General features: G+C 62.0%; 16 protein-coding genes and 1 tRNA gene. 13 read left to right on the forward strand and 4 right to left on the reverse strand.

The genetic code is table 11. The annotated features are described in order from the left end of the window. Positions 1-19 precede the first annotated feature (19 nt). Together AC1DD7_RS06960 and AC1DD7_RS06965 are read right to left on the reverse strand one after the other, a co-directional pair. Positions 20-1,453 (reverse strand): MFS transporter, encoded by a 1,434-nt coding sequence (locus AC1DD7_RS06960; RefSeq protein ID WP_477514367.1) that lies wholly within the window; start codon positions 1,451-1,453, stop codon positions 20-22. Between the two features lie 170 nt (positions 1,454-1,623). Beyond that, the gene (locus tag AC1DD7_RS06965; RefSeq protein ID WP_477514368.1) at positions 1,624-3,789 is read right to left on the reverse strand and encodes a RecQ family ATP-dependent DNA helicase; all 2,166 of its coding nucleotides are present in this window, start codon (positions 3,787-3,789) and stop codon (positions 1,624-1,626) included. Between the two features lie 141 nt (positions 3,790-3,930). Here AC1DD7_RS06965 and AC1DD7_RS06970 point away from each other — a divergent pair, with 141 nt between their 5' ends. The 4 genes from AC1DD7_RS06970 (at position 3,931) to AC1DD7_RS06985 (ending at position 7,624) form a co-directional block, all read left to right on the forward strand. Next, a complete protein-coding gene (locus AC1DD7_RS06970; protein WP_431118339.1) occupies positions 3,931-5,349 on the forward strand; it encodes a phosphomannomutase/phosphoglucomutase in 1,419 nt (472 codons plus the stop codon). A gap of 12 nt (positions 5,350-5,361) precedes the next feature. Beyond that, positions 5,362-5,817 (forward strand): hypothetical protein, encoded by a 456-nt coding sequence (locus AC1DD7_RS06975; RefSeq protein ID WP_477514369.1) that lies wholly within the window; start codon positions 5,362-5,364, stop codon positions 5,815-5,817. 23 nt (positions 5,818-5,840) lie between these two features. Beyond that, entirely contained in the window at positions 5,841-6,311 is a 471-nt protein-coding gene (locus tag AC1DD7_RS06980; protein ID WP_224094402.1) for an RrF2 family transcriptional regulator, read from the forward strand. Between the two features lie 140 nt (positions 6,312-6,451). Then, on the forward strand, positions 6,452-7,624 hold the full coding sequence (locus AC1DD7_RS06985; protein ID WP_477514370.1) for a globin domain-containing protein: 1,173 nt from the start codon (positions 6,452-6,454) through the stop codon (positions 7,622-7,624). 112 nt (positions 7,625-7,736) lie between these two features. On the opposite strand, the gene AC1DD7_RS06990 is transcribed toward AC1DD7_RS06985, so the two are convergent. Then, positions 7,737-9,563 carry a phosphoenolpyruvate carboxykinase (GTP) gene (locus AC1DD7_RS06990; RefSeq protein ID WP_431118333.1) on the reverse strand — a complete coding sequence of 609 codons (1,827 nt, stop codon included), beginning with the start codon at positions 9,561-9,563 and terminating at the stop codon, positions 7,737-7,739. Positions 9,564-9,847: 284 nt separating this feature from the next. Between AC1DD7_RS06990 and AC1DD7_RS06995 the strand changes: the two genes are divergently transcribed. Further along, positions 9,848-9,921 (forward strand) — tRNA-Arg (locus AC1DD7_RS06995). Positions 9,922-10,082: 161 nt separating this feature from the next. On the opposite strand, the gene AC1DD7_RS07000 is transcribed toward AC1DD7_RS06995, so the two are convergent. After that, on the reverse strand, positions 10,083-10,811 hold the full coding sequence (locus tag AC1DD7_RS07000) for a FadR/GntR family transcriptional regulator (RefSeq protein WP_477514371.1): 729 nt from the start codon (positions 10,809-10,811) through the stop codon (positions 10,083-10,085). Positions 10,812-11,163: 352 nt separating this feature from the next. On the opposite strand from AC1DD7_RS07000, the gene AC1DD7_RS07005 reads away from it, so the two are divergent. The 8 genes from AC1DD7_RS07005 (at position 11,164) to AC1DD7_RS07040 (ending at position 20,897) form a co-directional block, all read left to right on the forward strand. Next, positions 11,164-12,786: an ABC transporter substrate-binding protein gene (locus AC1DD7_RS07005; RefSeq protein WP_477514372.1), complete on the forward strand. Its 1,623-nt coding sequence runs from the start codon at positions 11,164-11,166 to the stop codon at positions 12,784-12,786. Positions 12,787-12,886: 100 nt separating this feature from the next. Continuing rightward, positions 12,887-13,843, forward strand: coding sequence for an ABC transporter permease (locus AC1DD7_RS07010; RefSeq protein ID WP_477514373.1), 957 nt, complete (start codon positions 12,887-12,889; stop codon positions 13,841-13,843). A gap of 3 nt (positions 13,844-13,846) precedes the next feature. Beyond that, complete coding sequence (locus AC1DD7_RS07015; protein WP_477514374.1) at positions 13,847-15,958, forward strand: dipeptide/oligopeptide/nickel ABC transporter permease/ATP-binding protein; 2,112 nt, start codon at positions 13,847-13,849, stop codon at positions 15,956-15,958. After that, entirely contained in the window at positions 15,955-16,761 is an 807-nt protein-coding gene (locus AC1DD7_RS07020; RefSeq protein ID WP_442004729.1) for an ABC transporter ATP-binding protein, read from the forward strand. Before AC1DD7_RS07015 ends, AC1DD7_RS07020 begins: the two co-directional genes overlap by 4 nt. Positions 16,762-16,797: 36 nt before the next feature. Beyond that, on the forward strand, positions 16,798-17,715 hold the full coding sequence (locus AC1DD7_RS07025) for a dihydrodipicolinate synthase family protein (protein ID WP_477514375.1): 918 nt from the start codon (positions 16,798-16,800) through the stop codon (positions 17,713-17,715). 6 nt (positions 17,716-17,721) lie between these two features. After that, positions 17,722-18,702 (forward strand): ROK family protein, encoded by a 981-nt coding sequence (locus tag AC1DD7_RS07030; protein WP_477514376.1) that lies wholly within the window; start codon positions 17,722-17,724, stop codon positions 18,700-18,702. A 14-nt stretch (positions 18,703-18,716) separates the two neighbouring features. Next, the gene (locus tag AC1DD7_RS07035) at positions 18,717-19,421 is read left to right on the forward strand and encodes an N-acetylmannosamine-6-phosphate 2-epimerase (RefSeq protein ID WP_477514377.1); all 705 of its coding nucleotides are present in this window, start codon (positions 18,717-18,719) and stop codon (positions 19,419-19,421) included. 18 nt (positions 19,422-19,439) lie between these two features. Next, positions 19,440-20,897 (forward strand): dihydrolipoyl dehydrogenase family protein, encoded by a 1,458-nt coding sequence (locus AC1DD7_RS07040; RefSeq protein WP_477514378.1) that lies wholly within the window; start codon positions 19,440-19,442, stop codon positions 20,895-20,897. Positions 20,898-20,966: the final 69 nt, after the last annotated feature.

Raw genomic sequence — 20,966 nt, forward strand, 5'->3', positions numbered from 1 at the left:
CGGGGTTAGCTGCACTACGTCACCCCCGCTTGGCTCCGTGGCTGACTTCCGCGCCAGCGTGCCGGTGCAGGTTCAGGCTGTCCACTGTGCTGACCAGCATGAGGACAGCCATGGCTATAAAAGCCCCCTTGTAGGCCGCCACGTGGTCCGCCCCGAGCACATCCGTTGTCTCGAACAGCCTTAGGAACAACGCGCCCACGGCGATACCCGCCGCAGCTGCCAACTGTACGAGGGTGGCTGAGATGGCGTTGGCCGAGGGCAGTTGCCCCGGGACGATATCTGCATACTGCACGGAGGCATAGGCGGAGAAGCCTATGGATCGGAAGGCCCCGCTGAACAGCAACAGAGCGAAGATGAGGGGCTCGGGCGTCTGGGCATTCAGGAACGCACACAAGGCAAACGTCACGGCTGACGCGAAGGATGCAAAGACGAGGACCGGCTTGAACCCGAAGCGCCTTATCAGGGGTGTGGTGGCAGGCTTGATCCCGATGTTGCCCACGAAGACTGCGGCGACCATGACCCCGGCCTTCAAGGGATCCCAGCCAAATCCATCCTGAAACATCAGCGGCAGCAAGAACGGAACGGAGCTGATGGTCAGGCGGTAAATGAATCCGCCGGTGGATGTCGCCCTGAAAGTCCTGGTGCCAAATACGCTGAGGTTGAACAGCGGAACCCTTGCTTTGCTCATCCACCAGACGGCGCCGGCCAGGGACACTACGCCGGCAGTCACCACCACAACAGCCAGCACATTGGATGCGTGTCCGCCCAGCGTTTCCAGACCCACCACAAGGGAACCCACGCCCAAGGTAGTCAGCAACAGGCCAAACCAGTCAAGACGGCGTTTGGCATCAAATTGAGTCCGCGGAACCAACCTCAGTGCCGCAATGAAGGCAGCCAAGCCGAGGGGCACGTTAATGATGAAGATCCAGTGCCACGACAGAAAGGTGGTGAGGGCGCCGCCCACCATCGGAGCCAAAACCGGGGCTAACAGGCCTGGCCATACCAAATAGGCGGTGGCACGGAGAAGGTCGGATTTGGGCGTGCCCCGCAAAACCACCAAGGTGCCCACAGGAACCATCATGGCGCCGCCTACCCCCTGCGCCACCCGACTCAACGTGAGCATGGTCAAGTCGGTGCTTACTGCGCAGAGAAGGGAGGCAACAGTAAACACCGATATCGCCAGGCAGAATATCCTGCGGGCGCCGAACCGCTCGGCAAGCCAACTGCTCAACGGGATGCCCATTGCCACCGTCACCAAATAGGCAGTCATAGTGATGTTGATGTCAGCCGGTGCCACGCGGAAATCGGATGCAATGCTGGGGATGGCGGTAGTGAGGATAGTTCCGTCGAGAAACTCCATGAAGAACGTTGCCGCCACCAGCAGTGCCAAGCGCGGGCGCCAACTGGTTTCGTTGGCCGCTTCGACGTCGGTTTTGCTCGGGTTTGTGCTCATGGCTCCGGTCCAAGTCTTGTCTGGTGGCCCGCATCAGCAGGCGGGCGTGTTTGCTCGATCCTATAGAGGCACAGTGGGAGCGTTCACAACATGACGCTTTTCAGCGCGCTGTCCCGCCTTGAAGCACTACGCCGGTTGAACGTTTCCCGGTGAGCATCCCAGCCTGCGCGCTACCCTGCCTGGGCCAGGGCGATCGGTAGCACGCCACCTACTCCCGACCGCCTGAGCGCCCTCGCCGCAACGGTGAGTGTCCAGCGGCTGTCGATGAGGTCGTCCACCAAGAGCACTGGCTGGTCACCAATACCTGCCAGTGCCTGCGCCAATTCCGGGCCAACGGCCAAACGGTCCCATACTCCCGCGAGCCTGTAAGCGCTGTTGCCGCCACGTGATCCCGTGGGACCGCCGTGCTCTGGCTGCAGTTGACCCAGGTATGGCATCCGCCCTATGCCGGCGATTCCCTGCGCCAGGGAGTCCACAAGTTCTGGCTTGCTCCTTGAGGGAATGCTGACAACGGCCGCCGGTCGCCCAACCCCGCTCCAGGCAGTTCCGCCGTCGGCCCCCGACCATTCGCGCAGCACCTGAACGCAGGCCTGCAGCATAGCGGGGTCCACTGACCGATCGGGTGCCCCGGCGGCAAAGAGCTCGCGGAGCGCACCGCCCCAACCCAAGTCGGTCAATCTTGCCAGGACACGGCCTTCGGAAATGCTTTCGTCCGGCTTGATCTTGCCTTTGACTCCCACACCCAGCCTGTCCATTCCGCTGGGCCACTGGAGCCGCGGTTCCACCACGATCCCGGCTCGACGGAGCGTCTGGCCTGCTGCATCAACTGCAGCCGCTGCGATGTCCACTGGGAACCAGCGTCCAGCACAGTTGTCACAACGGCCGCAAGGGGCGGCGGTGTCGTCGTCGAGCACCGAGGTGATGTACTCCATGCGACAACCTGCGGTGTCTTGGTAAATCACCATGGAATCCTGCTCATCCACCCGAGCTTCCGCAATACGCGCATATCGTTCGGCATCGTAGCTCCATGACCGTCCGGTAGCCCGCCAACCGCCACCCACGCGTTCAACTGCCCCGTCAACGGCCAGGACCTTGAGGAGGAGTTCCAGAGGCGTGCGCCGAAGATCCACGCGGGCTTCCAGCGCCACCGTGGACATGGCCGCGTTCGCCTCACCAAGCACCCTCAACACGGCGTCGGCTTTTTCGGCTGAGGGCATGGACGCGGTGGCGAAATACTGCCATATTTCGCGGTCCTCGGAGCCTGGAAGCAACAGGACGTCGGCATTGGCTGCGCCTCGGCCAGCTCGTCCAACCTGTTGGTAATAGGCAACCGGCGAGGACGGCGCTCCGAGGTGAATGACGAAACCAAGGTCCGGTTTGTCGAATCCCATACCCAACGCGGAGGTGGCCACAAGCGCCTTGACCTGGTTGTCCTTGAGGAGCTGTTCTGCCCGCTCCCGATCGGAAGGATCCGTCCGGCCGGTATAGGACAAGACATTGTGTCCAGCCTCGGAAAGAAGCCGGGCAGTGTCCTCTGCGGCGGAGACGGTCAGCGTGTAAATGATTCCGCTGCCGGGGAGGTCCGCCAAGTGCGTCAGCAGCCAGCCCAGGCGGTCGCGGGAGTCGGGCAAGTTGAGAACGCCGAGCCGCAGTGACTCGCGGCCCAGTGCACCGCGAATGGTCAACACTCCGGCGCCGAGTTGTTCCTCAATATCGTGAACCACACGGGAGTTAGCGGTGGCCGTGGTGGCCAGGACTGGAACCGATTCGGGCAGTTGGGCAATGAGATCCGCGATGCGCCGGTAATCGGGTCTGAAGTCGTGGCCCCAATCCGAAATGCAGTGGGCTTCATCAATAACGAGCAATCCGGTCCTCCGGATCAGCTCGGGCAACTGGTTCTCCCTGAACGAAGGATTGGTGAGGCGCTCCGGCGACACCAGGAGAACGTCTACCTCGTCAGCTGCCAACTGGGCCAGGACAGTATCCCACTCAAGCGCGTTGGCCGAGTTGATGGCAACTGCCCGGACTCCCGCCCGTGCGGCCGCTGCCACTTGGTCCCGCATAAGCGCGAGAAGAGGAGACACGATCAACGTGGGACCGGCACCCCGTTGGCGCAGCAACAAGGAGGAGACGAAGTAGACCGCGGATTTTCCCCAACCCGTGCGTTGGACCACCAACGCACGGCGCCCCGCGTCCACCAATGCCTCGATGGCCTCGAACTGGCCGTCATGGAAGTCTGCTTCGGGGTGCCCCACAAGCTCACGAAGACAAGCCAAGGCCCTCTGACGGGTAGGGGATTCCACGGAAACAGCGGCATTTGGGGAGTTGTTGGCCATGGACCCAGTATTCCAGCAGCCCCTGACAGCCAGAACCGGTGGCCCCGGTTATGTGGAAAGAGGCTCCCCATGGGACTGGCTTTCCACATAGCACCTTCCCCGGTTCATGCTCAATTGCGCTACCGCAGTAGGATTGAGCCCGTGACTAGCGAGCAGAACAAGAACTTCGACCTCTCGGCTTCCTTCAAGGCGTACGACGTCCGGGGCATCGTGGGGGAATCCATCACGGCTGAAATCGTCGAGGCGGTCGGTGCTGCCTTCATCGATGTTTTGGGTCTTGAAGGTGAAACCGTCCTTGTTGGCGGAGACATGCGCCCGTCCTCGCCGGAGTTCAGCCAGGCCTTCGCGAACGGTGCTGCCACGCGCGGCGCCAACGTCCTGTTGCTGGACTTGATCTCCACAGACGAGCTCTACTACGCCTGCGGTGCCCTGAACGCAGCCGGTGCCACATTCACCGCCAGCCACAACCCGGCCGAATACAACGGCATCAAAATGGCGAAGGCCGGAGCGCAACCGATTTCCTCCGAGAGCGGCCTGAAGGAAATCCAGGCCCTCGCCGAGCAATACCTGAACGAAGGCAGCATCCCCGCGGCGGCAACGCGCGGGCAGATCGGTGTTCGAGACGTGCTGAAGGACTACTCCGAATACCTGCGGCAGCTGGTGGACCTCTCCGGTTCCCGCCCGTTGAAGATCGTCGTGGACGCGGGCAACGGCATGGCCGGGCTGACCACCCCGGCAGTGCTCGGCAACAAACTCCTTCCTGCCCTGCCGTTCGAGATCATCCCGCTCTACTTCGAACTGGACGGCTCGTTCCCTAACCACCCGGCCAACCCGCTGGAACCGGAAAACCTCCGTGACCTCCAGGCTGCCGTGATCAAGCATGGCGCCGATATCGGCCTTGCCTTCGACGGCGATGCTGACCGCTGCTTTGTGATCGACGAAAAGGGCGAGCCGGTCTCCCCGTCGGCAATCACCGGCATGGTCGCGCGCAGGGAGATCGCCCGCGCCCAGGCATCAGGGGAACAGACCCCTGTCATCATCCACAACCTGCTAACGTCCAAGGCCGTTCCCGAACTCGTTGCCAAGGACGGCGGCCGGGCAGTCCGGACCCGCGTCGGGCACTCCTTTATCAAAGCCGTCATGGCCGAAGAAGGTGCCGTGTTCGGCGGGGAGCACTCTGCGCACTTCTACTTCCGCGATTTCTGGAACGCGGACACCGGAATGCTTGCCGCCATGCATGTCCTGGCAGCCCTGGGCGAGCAGGACGGTCCCCTCTCCGAACTCGGGCGCCAGTACGAGCCCTACGTTTCCTCCGGTGAAATCAACTCCGAGATCGACGACAAAGCAGGCGCCATCGAGCGGGTCCGCCTCGATTTCCAGAACGATGACGTCGAGATCGACCACATGGACGGCAGCACCTTCAGCGCCAAGGACGGCAGCTGGTGGTTCAACCTGCGCCCCTCCAACACCGAGCCCTTCCTCCGCTTGAACGCCGAAGCCAAAGACCTGCCCACCATGGAAAAAATCCGCGACCGCGTCCTGACTCTGGTCCGGGCATAGGGACCGGCAAACATGAGCGAGCAGCCCATCGACGACGCCGATTCCACCGGGACAATCCAGGAGCGTGAACTCCGTGAGATTCTGGGGACTGCACTGGGAACTGCCCAGGAGCACATTCTGCAGAACGGCGGCTTTCTCCCGTTTGGCATCACGCTTTCACATGAGGGTGAGATGCGGATTGTCATGGTTTCTCCAGGAGAGCCGGACGAAGACGGTCACATTGACGCGGGGGCAATGTTGACGGACGTCCAGGAATTACTTCGCCAGGGTCGGAACGATTACCGGGCCGCGGCCATCGCAAGTGATGTCGCGCTGCCCGAGCATGGCTCGGATGGCATCCACGGCACTGCCGAGCACCGGGATGGCGGGGTCATGGCAGCCGTCATCCCCTACGTCCACACACCTGAAGGGTTCGACTTCGGCGCCCTTGAGCCTGACACCCATGAGCCCTCGCTCTGGGTGGACTAGACCTGACTACGTAGGCTGATCCCATGAAAATCAACGCGTTCGCAGATGTGAGCCTCCGCGCCGTTATGGTGTTGGCGTCCGCCCCTGAGGGTACGTTGCTGACAACGCAGGCTGTTGCCGACGCCGTGGGTACTCCGTATAACCATGTCAGTAAGGCCATGGTCCGATTGCGGAGCCTTGGATTGATTGACGTGGAACGAGGCCGCTTGGGTGGCTCGCGCCTGAACGAAGCGGGTCGCCAAGCCACGGTTGGCCAACTCCTTCGTCACTTGGACAGCCGGCAGGATCCCGCCGAATGCCAGTCCCCCACTCATGACTGCCCCCTCATCACAGAGTGCGGTCTCCGCCACGCAATGAACCGGGCCCGCGAAGCGTTCTATCGTGAGCTCGACACCGTCGTCATCTCGTCCCTGCCTCATGCCCGGCAGATGAATCCGGTCTTCCAAACAATAGGCCTCCGGCCCGAATTCAGGTCCCCCGCAACCCTGCCCTGACGGCGTGCGGGCCGGATCACGTTCCGATTTGCACATCTTTTCTACAAGGAGTAGAAATTGAGGTGTAAATATAAGCATTCCAAATGCTTGTATTGTGACGGTTCGGACGACCCAACCGGACCCCTACCCGCAGGAGAATCATGCTCTCGGAAAAATCCCGCCCCATTATTGAAGCCACCCTTCCCCTGGTCGGCTCGCGTATTGGTGACATCACCGCCGATTTCTACAAACGCCTCTTTGCAGCGCACCCCGAGTTGCTGGATGGACTGTTCAGCCGCTCCAACCAGCGCTCGGGTGATCAGCAACAGGCACTCGCCGGGAGCATCGCCGCCTTCGCCACCCATCTGGTGAACAACCCGGGCACGCTCCCGGAAAAGGTCCTGGCCCGGATCGCCCACAAGCACGCCTCACTGGGCATCGCCGAAGAGCAGTACGGAGTGGTCTACGAGCACCTCTTCGCAGCAATCGCGGCCGACTTGTCGGACGTCATTACACCAGAAATCGCCGAGGCATGGACAGAGGTTTACTGGCTCATGGCAGACGCCCTGATCAAGCTCGAAAAGGACCTCTATGCCTCCCAGCCAAACGATAAAATGTGGATGCCTTGGCGCGTGGTTTCCAAGGTACCGGCTGGCAAGGACGCCATGACATTCACCTTGGAACCTGCCGACGACACCGCCGTAACACCGGCCCTTCCCGGCCAGTATGTGAGCGTCAAGGTCACCCTCCCGGACGGCTTGCGCCAAGTTCGGCAGTATTCACTGTCAGGCGACGCCGGCACCAGCCGGATCTTCACCACCAAGCTAAACGACGGCGGCGAGGTGTCCACCGCCCTGCATACCGCCGTCGAACCCGGCGACGTACTCGAAATCTCCAACCCCTATGGCGAGATCACCCTCAAGGACGGCGAAGGGCCGGTTGTGCTCGCGTCAGCGGGCATCGGGTGCACGCCGACGGCCTCAATCCTGCGCTCTCTGGCTGAGGCGGGCACCGATCGCCAGGTTCTTGTCCTGCACGCCGAACGCTCCATGGACAGTTGGGCATTAAGCGGCCAAATGACTGCAGACGCCGCAAGCATTGACGCGGAACTGCAGCTCTGGCTTGAGTCGCCGCAGCCCAGCAACGAAGTGCACCGCGCCAAGGCAGGCTTCATGTCCCTGAGGGAAGTCGACATGCCGGCAGACGCTTCCCTGTACCTCTGCGGGCCCTTGCCCTTCATGAAGAAGATTCGCGACGAAGCGATTGAGGCCGGGATTCCGGCCACCCGGATCCACTACGAAGTTTTCGGCCCAGACGTCTGGCTCGCGAACTAAGGCAGAGCCGCAAAACCTGTAAAGCGCTAAAAGCACGACGGCGGCCCGTCACCTTTGATGAAAAAGGTGACGGGCCGCCGTCGTCTTAAGAACGCCGTTGTCCTTAAGAGGTCTAGCCCAGACGGCTCTTGAGGCCGTCCAGCTCGGACTGCAGCGCCGCGGGGAGAGACTCGCCGAAGTTGGCGAACCATTCCTCGATGGATGCAAGTTCCGTTTCCCACTCGCCGGCATCGACGCGGACGGCCGCTTCAACCTCGGCCGGGGTCATGTCCAGGCCCTCAAGGTCGATGGACTCACCGGTCGGAACGAAACCGATGGGCGTTTCCACAGCGTCTGCCTTGCCTTCGAGCCGTTCGATGGCCCACTTCAGCACGCGGGCGTTGTCCCCGAAACCGGGCCAGGCGAAGCCACCATCAGCGGTACGACGGAACCAGTTGACCAGGAAGATCTTGGGCAGTCGCTCCGGGTTTGCCTTTGCGGACAGGTTCACCCAGTGGTTCAGGTAGTCACCTGCGTCGTAGCCGATGAACGGCAGCATTGCCATGGGATCGCGGCGGACAACACCGACGGCGCCAGCAGCAGCAGCTGTGGTTTCCGAGGAAAGCGTGGCACCCATGAAGATACCGTTGGACCAGTCGCGGGCTTCGGTGACCAGCGGGATGGTGGTCTTACGGCGGCCGCCGAACAGGATTGCGGACAACTCCACGCCGTCCGGGCTGAAGTATTCTTCGGCGAGCATGTCGATCTGGTCGATCGGCGTGCAGAAGCGGGAGTTCGGGTGTGCCGCCGGGGCGTCGGAGTCCGGAGTCCAGGACTCGCCGCGCCAGTCTGTCAGGTGCGCCGGCGTTTCCTCGGTCATACCTTCCCACCAGACGCCACCGTCGTCAGTCAGAGCGACGTTGGTGAAGATGCTGTTGCCCTTGGCGATGGCACGCATGGCATTGGGGTTGGTGCCCCAACCGGTGCCCGGCGCGACGCCGAACAGGCCGGCTTCGGGGTTGACGGCGCGGAGCTCGCCTTCCTTGCCGAAACGCATCCACGTGATGTCGTCGCCGAGGGTCTCCACCTTCCAGCCCTTGATGGTGGGGTCGAGCAACGCAAGGTTGGTCTTGCCGCAAGCAGACGGGAAAGCAGCGGAGACGTAGTAGGTCTTCTGCTCGGGCGAGGTCAGCTTGAGGATGAGCATGTGCTCGGCCAGCCAGCCTTCATCGCGGGCCATCACAGAGGCGATACGCAGCGCGTAGCACTTCTTGCCCAGCAGGGCGTTTCCACCGTAGCCGGAACCGAAGGACCAGATGGAGCGCTCTTCGGGGAAGTGGACGATCCACTTGTCGGTGTTGCACGGCCATGCGACGTCGGCCTGACCGGGTTCCAGGGGTGCGCCCAGCGAGTGGAGGGCGGGCACAAAGAATGCATCGGTCTGGGTGATGCGGTCCAGGACGTCCGTGCCAATGCGGGCCATGATCCGCATTGAAGCTACAACGTAGGCGGAGTCAGTGATCTCAACGCCGAACTTCGGGTCCTCTGCGTCCAGGTGGCCCATGACGAACGGAATGACGTACATGGTGCGGCCGCGCATGGAGCCGGCGAACAGTCCGCGCAGCTTCTGCTTCATCTCGGACGGGGCCATCCAGTTGTTGGTAAAGCCAGCGTCGCGCTCGTTCTCGGAGCAGATGAAGGTCTGCTCCTCTACACGGGCAACGTCGGCCGGGTCAGAGAACGCCGCGAACGAATTCGGGAACGTTTCCGGGTTCAGCCTCTTCAGGGTGCCGGCCTCGACGAGTTCGTCGGTCAGCTTCTTGTTCTCTGCTTCACTGCCATCAACCCAGTGGATGCGGTCCGGCTGAGTCAGCTCGGCTACTTCCTCAACCCAGGCCAGCAGGCGTGCATGCGTAGTAGGTGCCTTCTCAAGCAGCGGCAGTCGCGCCAGATCGCCCATTGCGGTTCCCTTCCTCGGGTTCAGTGGTGTGTCCTAAACGATAGGGGTCCCGGACCAGACCAATCCCCTGTCAGACGTCAGATGTCCAGTGGGGAGGAAACGAAAAACCCCTAGAATTCAAGGTTTCAGTTTCGGAGAAGCGCGTTTTAAGTGAGGAAGGTCACATAGACCGGTCTAGTTGCCTAGATTACAGCTTTTCGATTTGGAACTTCACATGAACTTCTGTAAAGTTTATTGAGGTTCGAGGGGGTCAGAGAAACAGACCGCCGAGAATCACACGAAATGCGCCCATAGCTCAGCTGGATAGAGCGTCTGTCTACGGAACAGAAGGTCAGGGGTTCGAATCCCTTTGGGCGCACAGATAGAGACCCGCACCGGTTCGCCGGTGCGGGTCTTTTGTTTTGCCCGGGTTAGCCCAACTAAGTAGCAGTAGTGCCTGGGCCGAGCGCTGAAACGCAAGGGCCGCCGTCGTACTTTCCGAAAAAGTACGACGGCGGCCCTTGCCATTGGTGCGGACGCTTACTCCCCCACGGCCTCGCTGATGCGGCGGCGGATGCCGTCGAAGTGACGGTTGAGCAGCTCGGCCGAGAGCACCTTGTCTCCCGCTGCAACGGCGGCATAGATGTTCCGATGAATCGCGGCTGTCTTGGCCAGGTCCTCATTACCGGCGCCGATCTCTACGTGGATCTTCCGGTACACCTTCCAGAAGACCCCCATCAGGTTGATCAGCAGCTCGTTGTTAAGGGGTTCGAATAGTCGGCGGTGGAACTCGGCGTCGGCGGCCACGAAGTTCTCACCGGCGGCAGCGAGTTCCTCCATTTGCTTCACAGATTCCTCGATGGACGCGAGCTGCTCCTTGGTCATCACATCGATGGAGGAGGCGATAAGCCCGGACTCCAAGGCCTGCCGCACGTCCACCAGCTGCAAGGCTTCGAGCCCCTGGTGCCGGAGGGAAAGCCGGCCCCGGAATGTCAGGCCATCAGCCAAGGCATCGAAGTTGCTGGGCGCCACGAACATGCCGAAGCCATGGCGGATCTCGATCACACCCAGGGCCTGCAGCACTTTCAGGGACTCACGCAACGTATTGCGCCCTACACCGAGGGCGACTGAAAGTTCGCTCTCCGTGGGCAAAGGGTCACCCGCCTCGAGCTCGCGCTCAAGGATGAGTTCCATAATGTCCGACTGCAATGCACGCAGCCGGGCCTGTGCACTGAACCGCGCTTGCGGAACGACACCGGAAGTTGTCATGGGGCTCTCCTTGCCGATGCACTCTTCCCGCAGAGGCCTGTGAACCTCGGATGCAGAAGGAGTGCGGTGTTAATATTGAGGCGAGCTTAATGCCCACCGCAGATTGAGTGACTCGCAACATACAATATCGGATGTCCCACCTCCTTGATAGGTACGTCTTCGGAATTCCTTGAGAATTCCGCATTCTGGCACCTGGACGGCGACGAACCCTCGAGGCTCCAGCTTCCCAGGCAGCCCCACCGTGATCCATTTCTCACTTGACGTCCCCTTGTGACCACCCTTACAGTTTCAATACGAGCATCGGACGTCCTACATCCGATAACCCACGACAGTCGAATGGTGAGGCACCCTAATGAGCAAGACCATCAACAGCCTGCCGCTGGTCAATGACGCCAGCCGCCGAAACTTCCTCAAGCTGAGCGGCGCAGTTGGTGCAGCCGCTGCCTTCACCGCGACCCTTTCTGCGTGCGGCGGCGCTGCCAGCACCACCGCGGGGAACGCAGCAAACACCGCGGCCGTGAACAAGGACCTCATCATCGAGGCAGGCATCTCCTACGCCCTCTCCACAGGCTTTGACCCGCTGAGCTCTTCGGGAGCCACACCGATGGCAGCCAACCTCCACATCTTCGAAGGCCTCATTGAGCTCCACCCGGCCACGCGCCAGCCCTACAACGCCCTGGCAGCGTCAGATCCAAAGAAAATCAACGACACCACCTATCAAGTGACCATCCGTGATGGTGCCAAATTCCATGACGGCTCCCCGGTCACCACCGAAGACGTGGCCTTTTCGTTTACCCGCGTCATGGACCCCGCGAACAAGTCGTTGTTCTCCCAGTTCATCCCCTTCATCCAGGATGTGAAGCCTCTGGATGCCAAGACGGTGGAATTCACGCTCAAGTACGCCTTCCCGGGCTTCGGGCCGCGAATTTCGGTGGTCAAGGTGGTCCCCAAGGCACTCGCCAGCGATCTGAAGGCCTTCGACGCCAAGCCAATCGGCTCCGGTCCTTACAAGCTGGTCTCCGCCGTCAAGGACGACAAGATCGTCTTCGAAGCGTTCGCAGACTACAACGGCCCCAAGCCTGCACTGGCCAAGGGCATGACCTGGCTCCTCCTTTCGGACGCCGCGGCCCGCGTTACTGCTGTCCAATCCGGCCGCGTGCAGGCCATCGAGGACGTTCCGTACCTGGACGTCGACGGCCTGAAGTCCAAGGTCAAGGTGGACTCCGTCCAGTCCTTCGGCCTGCTGTTCCTCATGTTCAACTGTGCCAAGGCCCCGTTCGACAACAAACTGGTCCGCCAAGCACTGCACTACGGCATGGACAAGGAATCCATCATCAAGAAGGCCCTGTTCGGCAACGCCAAGGCGGCCAGCTCCTACTTCCAGGAAGGCCACCCGGACTACGTCAAGGCCAAGAACGTCTACGGTTTTGACACTAAGAAGGCCGAAGACCTGCTCAAGCAGGCGGGCGTCAGCAGCCTCGAATTCGAACTCCTCACCACGGACACCGCCTGGGTGAAGGACGTTGCACCGCTGATCCTGGAGTCCTGGAACAAGATCCCTGGCGTCAAGGTCACCGTGAAGAGCCTCCAGTCCGGTGCCCTTTACAGCGACCGCGTGGGCAAGGGTGACTACACGGTGGTTGCGGCCCCGGGTGATCCCTCCGTATTCGGCAACGATGCTGACCTGCTGCTGAGCTGGTTCTACTCCGGCGCCACATGGATGGAGAAGCGCGCTTTCTGGACCACTCCTGAACGCACCAAGCTGCAGGAACTGATGAACAAGGGGTCGCAGGCCTCCGGAGACGACGCCAAGAAGGTGGTGGCCGAAATCGTGGACATGGTCTCGGACGAGGTCCCCCTCTACCCGGTCCTCCACCGCCAGCTTCCCAGCGCCTGGGACGAGAAAAAGCTCAAGGGCTTCCAGCCTCTACCCACCACCGGATTGTCGTTCATCGACGTCGGACGTACCGCCTAGAAACCTGAGTTGCGAGGCCTGCTTTGCGGCCTAAATCCCCAAAGTAGCGCGCAGAGCAGGCCCCACAACCAGCAGCACCCCCAACCAACCGGAGAACAAATTGGTCACCATATTGCGTCTGCTTGGCCGCAGGCTTGCAGCATTGCCATTGATGATCCTGGGCATTACGTTGCTCGTCTTCCTCGTCCTGCAGGCCGCCCCCGGCGACCAAGCCAGCTCGGCCCTAGGCGACGGCGCCAGCGAAGAAGCCAAGCAGCAGTACCGCCAGGAAAATGGCCTGAACGATGCCCTGGTCCTGCAATACTTCCGTTTCCTGGGGAAGCTCCTGCAGTTCGATCTCGGCGTCACAACCCCGCCGGCAAAGTCGGTCGCATCCATGATCGGCTCGGCGTTCCCGTTGACGCTCCAGCTGACCTTCCTGGGCGTCATTATCGCAATTGTTCTGTCCCTGGCTTTCGGAATCCTCGGTGCCCTCTACCGTGACAAGTGGCAGGACCAGTTGATCCGGGTCTTCTCGATCGCCGCGATCGCCACGCCATCGTTCTGGCTGGGCATCCTGCTCATCCAGTGGTTCGCACTCGGCGCCAGCCCGATGTTTCCCTCAGGCGGAATTGCGACGCCGGAATCCGGCTTTGGTGGTTGGCTCAACTCGATGGCCCTCCCGGCCCTGGCACTGGGCATCCCGGTGTCGGCATCGCTGATCCGCGTGGTCCGGACGTCGATGGTGGAAGAGCTTGACCGAGACTACGTCCGCACAGCCATCGGCAACGGTGTCCCCTACCGCGAAGTGGTTTCCAAGAATGTTCTCCGCAACGCCCTCGTCACCCCGGTGACCGTGCTGGGACTCCGCGTGGGCTATCTGCTGGGTGGCGCCGTCGTGATTGAAATGATCTTCGCCCTGCCCGGCATGGGCCAGCTGATCCTCAATGGCATCACCAACCTGGACGTCAATCTGGTCCAGGGCGTGGTGCTCACCATCTCGGTCACCTTTGTTCTGGTGAACATCGTGGTTGACCTTCTCTACCTGCTCATCAATCCCCGAATCAGGACGGTATAGCTCATGCGCAGCAAGCTCGCAGAACGGCTAAGTGCACCGGGCATCCGCTTCAAGGCCCTGCCCTGGGGCTCCCGCATCGCCCTGCTCTTCCTCATCTTGATTGTCTTCGCGGCCATTTTCGCGCCGATCATCGCCCCGCACGATCCGCTGGAGACCTTCATTCCGGCCACCCCGCCGGGCGCTGAACACTTCTTCGGCACCGATCGCCTGGGCCGCGACATTTTTTCGCGCCTGCTCTTCGGCGCACAGTCGTCGCTTTTGATCGGCCTCGGCGCGGTTGGTTTAGCCATCCTCGCCGGTGCGCTCCTGGGCTCCTTCGCAGCGACCTCCAGCAAGTCCGTGAACGAGATCATCATGCGGCTCATGGACATTCTCATGGCATTCCCGGGCATCGCCTTGGCCGCAGTCTTGCTGGCTGCATTCGGCAACTCTGTTCCGACCATCATCATCGCAATCGCCATCATCTACACGCCGCAGCTGGCCCGCGTGGTTCGTGCCAACGTGCTCGCCCAATACGGCGAAGACTACGTCCGTGCCGAGCGCGTGATCGGTGCTGGCCGGTTCTACATCCTGGTCAAGCACATCGTCCGTAACACCGCAGCTCCTGTGTTGGTGTTCGCCACGGTCATGGTTGCCGACGCCATCATCCTCGAAGCCTCGCTCTCCTTCCTGGGCGCCGGCGTTCAGGATCCGGCGCCGTCCTGGGGCAACGTGATCTCCTACGGCCGCAATCTGGTGCTTTCCGGTGGCTGGTGGGCCACCACGTTCGCTGGCCTGACAATTCTGTTGACCGTCCTGTCCCTAAACATCCTCGCTGAGGGTCTCACTGACGCCATGGTGAACCCGAAGTTGCGTCGGGCCCCGGCGGTCAAGGACGACGACGGATCCTCCGCAGTGGTTGCTGTTGACACTGAGGTCGCCACCTCCGTTGCCCAGCCTTCAGTGGTTGAGGAACACGAGCTCGACGGCGTTCGGGCGGCTTCCGGCGACACGCCCGTCTCTGATTTCGGCGACTCCGCCGTACTGACTGATGTGAAGCTGGCCGCCACTAACCCGCACCTCCTGCTGGACCGTGAACTGGAACTCCTAGCCGCCATCGAAGCCAAGCGCACGGACCGCCTCCCCCAGGTCTCCCCCGGAGCCCGCAATGTCCTTGAGGTGAAAAACCTGTCCATCCGTTTCCCGGGCCGCTTCGGCGAAACCGCGATCGTGGACAACGTCTCCTTCACCGTCCGCGAAGGCGAAACCATGGGTCTGGTGGGCGAGTCCGGTTGTGGCAAGTCGATCACGTCACTCGCTGTGATGGGCCTCCTGCCCAAGACAGCCCAGGTCACCGGGTCCGTCCTGTTTGATGGCAAGGAACTCCTCGACGCAAAGGCCCAGCACAGCAACCCCAAGGCCTACGAGGGCCTGCGCGGCGAACAGATCGCCATGGTCTACCAGGATGCGTTGAGCTCGCTGAACCCGTCCATGAAGATCAAGGACCAGCTGGAGCAGCTCACCAAACGTGGCGGACGAAAGACACCCGCTGAACTGCTGGAGATGGTGAAACTGGACCCCGCCAGGACGCTTGTCAGCTACCCGCACGAGCTCTCCGGCGGGCAACGCCAGCGTGTGCTGATTGCCATGGCCCTGTCCCGCTCGCCGAAAATCGTGGTGGCCGACGAGCCCACCACGGCCTTGGATGTCACCGTTCAAAAGCAGGTGGTTGATCTGCTCAACGAACTCCGGGAGCAACTCGGCTTCGCCATGGTGTTCGTCAGCCACGACCTCGCCTTGGTTGCCTCCCTGGCTCACCGCATCACAGTCATGTACGCCGGCCAAGTGGTGGAATCCGCCCAGTCTTCCGAGCTCCTGCAGAATCCCAAGCACGAGTACACCCGTGGCTTGTTGGGGGCCGTGCTCTCCATAGAGGCCGACGCCGTCCGGCTGCACCAGATCCCCGGCACAGTTCCTTCACCGCGCGACTTTGCTTCGGGCGACCGCTTCGCGGCCCGCTCACTCAGGGCCGACGCCAACCCCACCCAAAAGCTCGTCCTCACCACCGTCCCGTCTCCCAATGGCGACGCTGCGGATCACTACTGGGCCAGCCACTTGAAGGAGGACGCGAAATGAGCGAATCAGGCTCCAAGCCGGTCATCGAGCTCAAGGACGTCAAGGTGTATCACCACGCCAGGACCGGCGGCTTGTTCCGGCCCAACATCGTCAAAGCTGTTGACGGAGTGGACTTCACCATCAGCCGCGGCGAAACCGTGGGCATCGTTGGTGAGTCCGGCTGTGGCAAGTCCACCCTCGCTTCAGTTCTCGTGGGACTTCAGCCCCCGACGTCGGGCAAGGTTTTGTTCCACGGAAAGCCAGCCATCAAGCGCAACGCTGCCATGCGCAAGCAGTTTGGCCGCTCGGTCTCGGTGGTCTTCCAAGACCCGGCTACGGCACTGAACCCGCGAATGACCATCCAGGACATCCTCACCGACCCCCTTCAGATCCACGGCATCGGGAACGCTGCCAGCCGCGCTGCCAAGGTCAAGGAACTGTTGGCGCTGGTTGGCTTGCCGCAATCGGCAGCCGAGGTGACGCCGTCGCAGGTTTCCGGTGGTCAGCGCCAACGTGTGGCGATCGCCCGGGCACTGGCGCTCGATCCGGACATCATCGTGGCGGACGAGCCGACGTCTGCCCTGGACGTTTCCGTCCGCGCGCAGGTCCTGAACCTGTTGTCAGATCTGAAGACCCAGCTGAACCTGGGCATGGTGTTCATCTCTCACGACATCCAAACAGTCCGCTATGTTTCGGACCGCATCTGCGTCATGTACTTCGGCAAAATCGTCGAACAAGGCACAGCCGCACAGGTCTTCGACAACCCCGGCAACGATTACACCAAGAAGCTGCTGGGCGCCGCGCCGAGCCTGCTCCACATCTAGTTTTCCCCTCACCAGCTACCAACAACGGAGATTTCTGTGTCCACTCAGTTCCAGGGCGTCATTCCCCCGGTCATCACGCCCCGCCACTCCGACGGCAGCATCGACACTGCGTCGCTGAAGAACGTCACCAAGCACCTGATCGACGGCGGTGTGTCCGGACTTTTCGTTCTGGGTTCCTCCGGCGAAGTCCCTTACCTGACCAATGACGAGCGTGAGCTGGTGGTCTCCACCATCGCCGACGCCAACGCCGGAGCGGTCCCGCTGATCGTCGGCGCCAACGAGCAGACCACCAACCGGGTGATCGAGGAAGCCCGAAAAGTGGTGGACCTGGGCGCTGACGCGATCGTGGTGACCTCCATGTACTACGCCATTGGCAACGCCGCGGAGACCGAAACTCACTTCCGCAGCATCCACGCAGCCGTCGAGAAGCCAATCTTCGCTTACGACGTCCCCGTCCGAACCCACTTCAAACTGCCAACGGACCTGTTGGTCCGCTTGGGCCGTGATGGTGTCATCGCCGGCGTGAAAGACTCCTCCGGCGACGACGTCTCATTCCGCCAGTTGCTCCTGGCAGCCAAGGACATTCCCAACTTCGACATCTTCACCGGTCACGAAGTTGTAGTGGATGGAGCCCTCCTCGGTGGCGCCCAGGGTGTTGTGCCGGGTCTTGGCAACGTGGATCCGGCCGGTTACCGCCGGCTGTTCGACGCCGCCAAGGCTGGCGACTGGGTTGGTGCCGCCCGGGAGCAGGACCGTCTGGCCGACGTCTTCGAGATCGTCTACGCCCCCAACGGCCGTGTCTCCGGTGGTGCCGCTGGGCTGGGAGCGTTCAAGACCGCGCTGCAGGTGATGGGCGTTATTGAGTCCAACACGATGAGCGAGCCGATGCTGTCCCTGAACTCCGATGAGACTGCGCTGATCCGTGAAATTCTGGAGCGGAACGGGCTGGTCTAGGCCTCCATGACCCACGTGATCGGCGTTGACCTCGGCGGCACCAAAACCGCCGCCGGGGTTGTTTCCGGCTTCGGTGAAGTGCTGATGTCGGAGACTATTCCGACGTTGAACCGGGCTGGCGGCCCGGCGATCCTCGACGCCACCGCTGCCCTGGTATCGGGTTTGATGCAACGCGCTGCCGACGCCGGAGTTTCAGTTTCCGGCGTCGGCATCGGCTCCGCCGGGGCTATTGATGCTTCTTCCGGCTCCGTGGTGTCAGCGACCGACGCGATTCTTGGCTGGGCCGGAACTGGTCTTGTTTCAGGCCTGTCCTCCCGGCTTTCGCTGTCTCCTTCTGCGGTCCGGGCCGTCAACGACGTCCATGCTCATGCCCTCGGCGAAGCGTGGCTTGGTGCCGCAGCTGGAACGTCCACTTCTCTTATGGTCGCGTTCGGAACGGGTGTGGGCGGCAGCTTCGTTGTGGATGGCACTCCTGTTCTGGGGCATCACTTTGTTGGCGGTCATGTTGGGCATTTTGCCTCGCCCTACGCCACATTTGATGGGGCTCCGCTGCCATGTGTATGCGGCCATGCCGGACACGTCGAGGCCGTGGCTTCGGGACCCGCTATTCACGAGTCGTACCTGCGCTTTGGTGGTTCTTCACGCGAGGCGGCGGATACGCGCGGCGTGTTCGTGCTGGCTTCAAGTGCTCCTCCTGGCGTGCCCGACGGCGGTGCTGCCGCCACTGCCAGCCGAGCCGCTGCCTTGCGTGCCATTGATCTCGGGGCGGCCGCCGCAGGTCAAGCCGTAGGCGGACTCATCAACATTCTTGACCCTGAAACCGTAGTGATTTCCGGTGGGCTGGCGGACTCCGGCGGGCTCTGGTGGGAACCCATGGAAGCCGCCCTCCGCCAAGAGCTATTGGCCCCTCTTGCCGAGGTCCCCGTGGCGCGGGCAACCCTGGGCAACACCGCGGCCATCGTTGGTGCCGCGAAACTCCTCCTTTAGACGAAAGAGACAGCATGATCCTGACCCTCGAAGGCCTCGAAGCCCTCCGTTCCCAGCTGATCGTCTCCTGCCAGGCCTACCCGGGCGAGCCGATGCGTGATCCCCACACCACAGCTCAGGTGGCGGCATCAGCGGTCATCGGCGGCGCTGCGGCGATCCGCGTCCAAGGGCTGGCCGACGTACAGTTCACGCGTGCCGCCGTCGAAGTTCCCGTCATCGGCCTCTGGAAGGACGGTCATGATGGCGTCTTCATCACCCCCACGCTCCGGCATGCGCTTGCCGTGGCGAACGCAGGCGCGCATGTTGTGGCGATTGACGGTACCCGTCGGGCTCGCCCCGATGGTTTGTCGCTGGCTGCCACCGTTGCGGGCATCCACGCCGAGTCCCACGCTTTGGTCATGGCGGACTGCGGTTCCTTCGATGACGCCCTGGCAGCCGTTGAAGCCGGCGCAGACCTGATCGGAACCACTTTGTCCGGCTACACCGGCGAGCGCCCGAAGACTCCTGGGCCGGATCTGGAGCTGCTGGAGCAGATCGCCTCTTCCGATGTGGGCAAGCCCCTCATCGCCGAGGGTCGCATCCACACGCCGGAACAGGCCCGCCAAGCACTGAATGCCGGGGCGTTTGCCGTAGTTGTTGGCACCGCCATTACACACCCGGCCACGATTACGGGCTGGTTCAAGGGTGCGATGCACACGGGCCTCACAACCCAGAGGTAGCAGTTGTAGGCTTCTCCCATGAATGCCGAGAGCTCCCGTGAATTCGACGTAATTGTGATCGGCGCGGGCGCCGTCGGGGAAAACGTGGCGGACAGGGTGGTTCGTGGCGGTCTGACGGCAGTGATTGTGGAAAGCGAACTGGTTGGCGGCGAATGCTCGTACTGGGCGTGCATTCCCTCCAAAGCACTCCTTCGGCCAGGCAGCGTGCTCCACGCGGCGCAGGGAATTCCTGGAGCTTCGGAAGCGGTCACCGGAGTTATTGACGCAGAATCGGCCCTGAAACACCGGGACTGGTTCACGAACAATTGGCAGGACGGTAGCCAGGTCGAATGGCTGGATAGTGCCGGCATTGAACTGATCCGTGGGCGGGGCCGCATCACAGGACCGCGAGAGGTCCAGGTGGACGGGCTCGACGGCAACAGCTATGCGCTCAAAGCGCACCACGCCGTGGTTGTGGCCACAGGCTCAACCCCCACCATTCCGGATATTGAGGGCTTAAAGGACGTGCCGTTCTGGACTACCCGTGGCGCCACTGCCGCAAAAGTCATCCCACAGCGGTTCGCGGTGCTGGGAGGCGGAGTGGCCGGCGTCGAATTGGCCCAGGCTTTTGCCCGCCTTGGTTCGGTGGTGACACTCATTGCTCGTGGTCGTCTTCTGAGCAGCTATCCCGAAGAGGCGGCCGATATGGTCCTGGCCGGGCTGCGCGCCGATGGGGTAACAGTCCACCTCCACACGGATGTGGACAAGGTAGAAAAGAACGACGACGGCTCGGTGACAGTCACGTTCCACGGCGGGGCCGTCACGGCTGACAAACTCCTGGTCGCATCCGGGCGGCATCCAACGTTGGCCAATTTGGGCTTGGAAAATGTGGGCGTTGAACCGCAGAACGGAAAACCGCTCCGGCTCACTACGGACGCCAGTGGCTTGGTGGAGGGCCCGGCAAGCGATGGAACCAGCGGACTGTGGCTGTACGCGGCAGGCGATGCCGCGGGCAAAGTGCTTCTGACGCATCAGGGCAAATACGAGGCCAGAGCAACCGGTGATGCAATCGTCGCAAGGGCAAACGGCAAACTCACGGGCACCCCGAAACCTTGGAGCGCGTGGGCGCACACTGCCAACGAGCACGCCATTCCAAGCGTCGTCTTCACGGATCCGGAAGTGGCCTCGGTGGGTCCCAGCCTTGAGCAGGCCCTCCTCCAGGGCAAGCATGTCACCGGAGTGGAGTTGCCCATCGATGTCTCCGGATCCCAGCTCTATTCCGCCGATTACAAAGGGTGGGCGCAGATCGTGGTGGACGAGGACCGGAAAGTGATTCTTGGCGCTACCTTCGTCGGCCCGGGGGTGGCTGAACTGCTCCACTCGGCCACTATCGCGATCGTCGGCGAAGTTCCCTTGGACAGGTTGTGGCATGCAGTTCCGTCGTATCCCACCATCAGCGAGGTGTGGTTGCGCCTCTTGGAGAAATACGGCCTCTAGCTCCTATTTGAACTGACCAGTCAGTTCAGTTAGACTTTCAGCAGACACCATTTCTGCGAAAGGCTCATT

This window comes from Paenarthrobacter sp. 10L412, from assembly GCF_056395565.1.

Excerpts from the sequence above, each read along its gene's own strand:
- AC1DD7_RS06965 (WP_477514368.1), bottom strand. The coding sequence starts at position 3,789 with ATGGCCAACAACTCCCCAAATGCCGCTGTTTCCGTGGAATCCCCTACC.
- AC1DD7_RS06975 (WP_477514369.1), top strand. The coding sequence starts at position 5,362 with ATGAGCGAGCAGCCCATCGACGACGCCGATTCCACCGGGACAATCCAG.
- AC1DD7_RS07030 (WP_477514376.1), top strand. The coding sequence starts at position 17,722 with ATGACCCACGTGATCGGCGTTGACCTCGGCGGCACCAAAACCGCCGCC.
- AC1DD7_RS07020 (WP_442004729.1), top strand. The coding sequence starts at position 15,955 with ATGAGCGAATCAGGCTCCAAGCCGGTCATCGAGCTCAAGGACGTCAAG.
- AC1DD7_RS07040 (WP_477514378.1), top strand. The coding sequence starts at position 19,440 with ATGAATGCCGAGAGCTCCCGTGAATTCGACGTAATTGTGATCGGCGCG.
- AC1DD7_RS06990 (WP_431118333.1), bottom strand. The coding sequence starts at position 9,563 with ATGGGCGATCTGGCGCGACTGCCGCTGCTTGAGAAGGCACCTACTACG.
- AC1DD7_RS07005 (WP_477514372.1), top strand. The coding sequence starts at position 11,164 with ATGAGCAAGACCATCAACAGCCTGCCGCTGGTCAATGACGCCAGCCGC.
- AC1DD7_RS06985 (WP_477514370.1), top strand. The coding sequence starts at position 6,452 with ATGCTCTCGGAAAAATCCCGCCCCATTATTGAAGCCACCCTTCCCCTG.
- AC1DD7_RS06960 (WP_477514367.1), bottom strand. The coding sequence starts at position 1,453 with ATGAGCACAAACCCGAGCAAAACCGACGTCGAAGCGGCCAACGAAACC.
- AC1DD7_RS07035 (WP_477514377.1), top strand. The coding sequence starts at position 18,717 with ATGATCCTGACCCTCGAAGGCCTCGAAGCCCTCCGTTCCCAGCTGATC.
- AC1DD7_RS07015 (WP_477514374.1), top strand. The coding sequence starts at position 13,847 with ATGCGCAGCAAGCTCGCAGAACGGCTAAGTGCACCGGGCATCCGCTTC.
- AC1DD7_RS07000 (WP_477514371.1), bottom strand. The coding sequence starts at position 10,811 with ATGACAACTTCCGGTGTCGTTCCGCAAGCGCGGTTCAGTGCACAGGCC.
- AC1DD7_RS06980 (WP_224094402.1), top strand. The coding sequence starts at position 5,841 with ATGAAAATCAACGCGTTCGCAGATGTGAGCCTCCGCGCCGTTATGGTG.